The sequence below is a fragment of the Methylibium sp. genome, from assembly GCF_013817345.1.
GTDB lineage: Bacteria > Pseudomonadota > Gammaproteobacteria > Burkholderiales > Burkholderiaceae_C > Methylibium.
Genome location: NZ_JACDCW010000164.1, coordinates 1 through 5,126, shown reverse-complemented (window position 1 = coordinate 5,126; position 5,126 = coordinate 1). Strand labels below are relative to the sequence as shown.

The following is a 5,126-nucleotide window of genomic DNA, read 5'->3' as shown; positions in this document are numbered from 1 at the left end:
GGCCCGTTGCGGACGTTCGGCTGACGGCCATGCGGGTGTTCGGCTGGAGCAAAGCCGTGGGCGGGTGCCCGTCGGCGCTTCAGTGCGGCGGTCGACCCTGCGGGCCGACTGCGCTGCGCTGCTCGGGCTTGCGGGGCGTCGCGCAACTCGCTTCGCTCACTGCGTTCGCTGCGCTCGGACAGGCGCGCCGAGTCAGACAACGAAGCGCGCTGCGCGCGCCCCCGCAAGCCCTGCGCTGCTCGCCGCCGCACAGGCGCGCCGCCGGACACCCGCCCCCGGCTTTGCAAGAGGCACCGTTCTCCTTTTAAGAAAGAAGGCGCTTTGCGGGCATCGAGCCCGCGAAGCGCCGGAGCAATGCAGGCTCGACGCCTGCATTGCTCCGTACCTCTCCATAGAGAACGAGCGCTGCCTGAGCCAAGCCGCGGGCGGGCGGCGGGCGCAGCGCTTGTGCGGCGGCGAGCAGCACAGGGCTCGTGGCTGCGCGCGCAGCGCGCTTCGTTGACTGACTCGTCGCGGCTGTCTGAGTGCAGCGAACGCAGTGAGCGAAGAGAGTTCCGCGACGGGGTCACGAGACCGAGCAGCACAGCGCAGTCGGCCCGCAGGGCCGACCGCCGCACCGAAGCGAAGCCCGCCGCCCGCCCGCGGCTTGGCCCAAGCACAACATCCGCAAAGCAACAGCAATGCGCATCGAACGTCCGCAACGGGCCGAGAACAGACAGTCGTTTCATTTCAGCGCCCTCTGGAGGAACAGCGAGCGAATCGGGCGTCGGGGTGTTTCAAGGGCGGGTCTCGTTGAGGCGGTCAGTTGCCGCCGCGCGGCAGGCTCAGCACGACGGTGCCGCTGTAACCGGTGGGGCCGCGCGAGAGCTTGGCTTCGTCGGGGCGTGCGCGGGCGGCGCTGCGCACTTCGCCAAGCCAGGCTGCCAACGCCTCGCCGGCCACGCCGCTCAACGTGAGCGTGGCGCGCTCGCCCTGCAGGGAAATCCGCGCGTTTGCTCCGAGCCGTTCGGTCGCGCCGCGCAGCGCTGCCTCCGCCTGGCTGGGCGGCACGGCCGGCAGCTCGCGCAGCACGCGGCTTTCGGCTGCCAGGCGCTGCATGTGCTGTAGCTGCAGGTCGAGTACGTCGATCTGTGCCGGCGTTTCCCGCAAGGTGCGCCAAGCCGGCTGCACCGCGAGCAGCCAGACCGCCGCGACGGCGACGAGGGTCAGGGCGATCACGATCAGCCGGCGTTCCCGCAACGCCATGCCGGCCCACTGCGCGCGCCCTCGCGCCAAGCCCGCGCTGAGGCCGGAGGGCAGGGTGGGGCGGATTGGCGATGGGCTCATGACGGCGTCCCCGGGCCGGATACGGCGCCGCTTTGCGACCGGCTGGCGTTCATTTGCTTCATGTGCGCGGTCCGCTCGTTGCTGCACCGGCCGCCACCGGGGCGCGGCTGAGCGTGATGCGGCCGTCGGCCGCCTCGACGATCCAGCCGCCTGCCGCAAGGGCCTCGCTCATGCCCGTGATCTGCGCCTCGCTCCAGCCCGGGGCGGCCAGAGTCAGGCGGCCGCCCTCGTAGGCGAGGGTCTGCACCGGCTGCTGTGGCGGCCAGGCGCTCGCGGCGGCTTGCAGCGCGGCTTCGAGATCGCCCTCGCCGGGGCGGCCTGCGGCGACGCGCAGAGCGTCGGTCTCGCGCTGCATCTGTACCGGCGCGTCGAGTACGGCGCGCACTTGCGGATGGGCGCTGCGCAGCAGGCTGTCCATGGCCCCGCGCTTGGTCTGCAGTTCGCTGCGTTGCTGCCAGGCAGCCAGGTTCAGACCGAGCACCTGGACAGCGATCAGGCTGGCCAGGCCCCAGCGGGCGGGCCGCCAGGCCGTGCCGCGCAGGCGGCGCATCACGTCGCGCAAAGCGCTCATGCCGCGGTGCTTGGGCGCCAGGCTGAACTGGCGCAGATTCCACAGCGAGCGTGCCGCCTGCAGCGCGTATTCGGCCGGCGTCAGCACGGCGACACTGGTGCCGAGCCAGCGCTCGGCGGGCGCGGCCACGGCCGGCGTGGCGGTGAAGCGGGCCTCGGGCGGCAGCGGCTGCGGCAGCAGGGCGCGGGCCAGGCCGCCGCGCACTGGCCAGGTCGCCACGCCGTCGGCATGGGCCCAGGTCAGCGACAGGTCGATGTTGCGGTCGTCGCCGCCGGCGCTTTCGAAGAAGTGGCCGCAGGGTGGCTCGTCTGGCCAGGCAGCCGGCACGACGCGATCGACGCGCACGCCCGCTTTCTCCAGCGCGCCGATTTCGGCTGCCAACCAGGCGCGGTCGGTCGCGGCCACCCAGACGCGCTCGCCGCCCTTGGCACCGGGGGCCAGGGCGAAATGCAGCAGCTGGGCGTCGTCGAGCACCGCTTCTTCGAGAACGCCGGCCAGAGCGGCGCCCATGCGTGCGGCGGGCGCCTTGGGGCAGACGATGCGGTGCCAGCTCACGTCGGCCGCAGCCAGCACGGCCACCACCAGATCGGCCTTGGGCAGCAGCGCGGCGGCGGCGTGGCCCTCTCGCTGCACGATCAGGCCGTCGTCGCTCAGCACGAAGGCGAAGTCGCCGCCGGGCTGGGCGGCGGACGGCTGGGCGGCGGCGCGAAGTCGCGGCCGCGCGGCAATCGAGACGGCGAGCGTGGTCATGTCGGCAAGGGTTCAGGCAATTCTAGGTGCCGGTCGGTTACAAACCTGTGGAATCAAGCACTTAGACGGCGTTCTTGATGTGTCCCCGGGTATCCCGGATGGCGCAGGGGCCGGTTCACTGGGCCACGCTGTCGAGCGCCGTGACGCGCTCGCGGCGCAGCAGCACGATTTCCAGCTGCCGGCGCTCGACGAGCGCGCGCTCTTCCACCACGCGGTCCTGCAGGCGCAAGCGGCCACGCACCACGAAGTAGCGCGACTTGAAGTCCACCGTGCCCTGGTCGACGTTCTTGCGTTGCGCTTGCGGCAGCAGATTCGTGATCTCCGTCAATTGCCGCAGCGGGTTGCGCTGGCGGAGCTGCACCAGCCGCTCGGCGCCGGCCAGGTCCATCCCCGGAATCACCGCCGCCAGCACTTCCTTGGACGCCGTGTTCGCGTTGATCGGCGTGCGGACCGGCAGCAAGGTGACATACGGCGTGATGCGCTGCAGGGTTTCGGCGTCGAGGCCGAGCCACGCGAGCTGGTCGATGCGCTCGGGCATGAGCGGCGGATCGGCGCTTCGTGCTGTCTGCGGCGCGGTCGTGCCCGTCTCGGTCTTCGTGCCCGTGCCGGCGTTGCCGTCCGTCACGGGTGCGCGCGCCGGGGCGGCGTCACGCAGCCCCGCGACGACCCGGGCGGCGGCGTCGGCACTCGCGCCGGCCAGCTCGAACAATTCGGCCAGGGCCTGCGCCTCGGCGGTGGAATTGGCGCCGGGCTCGACCAGGTTGCGCAGGTTGAATCGCGACTGCGCATCGGTGATCACGCCCGACAGGAAGGCGTCGGGCGCGTCGTCGGTGTTCTCCCGGTCGGCGGCGAGGAAGGTGGAAAGCTTGGCCTCGGCCAGCGGCAACGCCCAGGGCTCGCCGAGGTGATCGACGCCGCCGGTACGGGCGTCTTCGCGCAGGATCAACCGCGCCCAGTCGATGGCGCCGTCGAGGATCCATTGCGACTGCACGCGCGCTCGCTCGGCCGCCTCGACCTGCACCGCACGCCATTGCTGCCACACCATCGAGCCGGCCAGGGTCGCGACCAACGTCACGATGACCATCGCGGTGAGCAGTGCCGCGCCGCGCTGTGTCCGGTGCTGCATGGCGCTGGTACTAGGGGCCGACGCGCAGGTCGCGCGTCAGCGCCCCGCTGTAGCCGCTGCCTTCGGCGAAGCTCAGGATCATGCGCACCCCTTCAGGGAGTATTTGCTGCGCCTGGCGCGGCGGCAGCCCCGGCACGCCCGCGCGGGGCGCCACGTTGCCGGTGGATTGGGCGTTGCTCCAGGAGTTGCCGCGCCAGAAATAAAGCTGCCAGCCGCTGATGCCGCCGAGCGCGCGCAACTGCCCCGGCTCGTTGCCGAGCAGTTGCTGCGCGCGCAGCCAGTATTCCTGCAGCGCCGCGTTGCGCGTGGCCGGCGGGCTGGCCCAGCGCGTCCAGGCATCGCCGCGCAGCGACCACACCACCAATTGCAGCCCGGCGGGGTGGCGCCGCGTCAGCCGCAGGTTGGCACCGTCGAACTGCAGGGCCGGCACGACCTCGCTGTCCTGGAGCTGACTCAGATCGGCCTCCCATTGCGCGATCACCGACTGAAGGCGCAGCGTCTGTTCGAGCCGCTCCTGACTGATGTCGCGCGAACGCACGATGCCGTCCACGCCTTGCCACGCCATGGCCGCTATCACACCCATGATCAGCAGGGCGACAAGCAACTCGATCAGCGTGAAGCCGCGCGAGCGTGGAGCGCAGCGCATGCCTCAGTACCTCGACAGAATGGTCGAAAGGGTCAGCACCGGGCGACCCTCGAATGTTTCGATCACCGCGTCGACGCGGCGGAAGTTCGGGTTGGGCGTCGGCCGCACCACCAGCCGGCCGTTGTAGACGGTGCCGATCTGCTCGCAGCCGAAATCGCTGTCGCCCACGCCGGGGAACTGCTTGGCCAGCGCAAGGGTCGTGAGCTGGTTGTCGGCGCACCACTGTGCCGCGGTCACGTCGGCCAGGCGCTGGGCGTTGTCGGTGAGCGCGCCGGCCGCCCTGATGCCGGCGCCCAGCGTCACGGCGACGACGGCCAGCGCGACCAGCACTTCTATCAGCGTCAGCCCGCGTTGGCGCTGGCGGCTGAGCAGGGCGCGGGCCCGGCGGGAAGACGAATCAGCGCGCGGCACGGCTCTCGGCCTCGGCGGGCGTCACCACGAAGGGCCCGAGTCCGTCGGTGGCCAGCATCAGCATCTGCGAATCGATGCGCATGACGATGCGCTGCGCACCGATCACGGGTTCGGGGCCGAGGAGGGCGCCGGTGGCCGGGCCGAACTCGGTCAGCACTTCGGCGTTGACCTCGTCCCCGAGCCACTGCGTGGGCATTGCCAGCGAAGCCGGCAGGCCGACGAAGCGAAAGCCGCCCTCTTCGCCACCCGGCACCCAGCGCACCACCACGCCGGCGGCCCGCGCCTCGGCGCGGGCC

5 protein-coding genes and 1 pseudogene are annotated in these 5,126 nt (G+C 71.7%); all 6 read right to left on the bottom strand.

Features of this window, described 5'->3' with window-relative positions:
- Positions 1 to 801: 801 nt before the first annotated feature.
- Complete coding sequence (gene gspM / locus H0W40_RS19080) at positions 802 to 1,326, bottom strand: type II secretion system protein GspM (RefSeq protein WP_292449389.1); 525 nt, start codon at positions 1,324 to 1,326, stop codon at positions 802 to 804.
- A 58-nt stretch (positions 1,327 to 1,384) separates the two neighbouring features.
- The gene (gene gspL, locus H0W40_RS19075; RefSeq protein ID WP_292449388.1) at positions 1,385 to 2,647 is read right to left on the bottom strand and encodes a type II secretion system protein GspL; all 1,263 of its coding nucleotides are present in this window, start codon (positions 2,645 to 2,647) and stop codon (positions 1,385 to 1,387) included.
- A gap of 115 nt (positions 2,648 to 2,762) precedes the next feature.
- On the bottom strand, positions 2,763 to 3,773 hold the full coding sequence (gene gspK, locus H0W40_RS19070) for a type II secretion system minor pseudopilin GspK (RefSeq protein ID WP_292449386.1): 1,011 nt from the start codon (positions 3,771 to 3,773) through the stop codon (positions 2,763 to 2,765).
- 10 nt (positions 3,774 to 3,783) lie between these two features.
- Positions 3,784 to 4,419 carry a prepilin-type N-terminal cleavage/methylation domain-containing protein gene (locus H0W40_RS19065; protein WP_292449384.1) on the bottom strand — a complete coding sequence of 212 codons (636 nt, stop codon included), beginning with the start codon at positions 4,417 to 4,419 and terminating at the stop codon, positions 3,784 to 3,786.
- Between the two features lie 3 nt (positions 4,420 to 4,422).
- The gene (gene gspI / locus H0W40_RS19060) at positions 4,423 to 4,830 is read right to left on the bottom strand and encodes a type II secretion system minor pseudopilin GspI (RefSeq protein ID WP_292449382.1); all 408 of its coding nucleotides are present in this window, start codon (positions 4,828 to 4,830) and stop codon (positions 4,423 to 4,425) included.
- Positions 4,817 to 5,126, bottom strand: a pseudogene (locus H0W40_RS19055) (type II secretion system protein GspH); the annotation flags it as partial. The pseudogene H0W40_RS19055 and the gene gspI, both read right to left, overlap by 14 nt.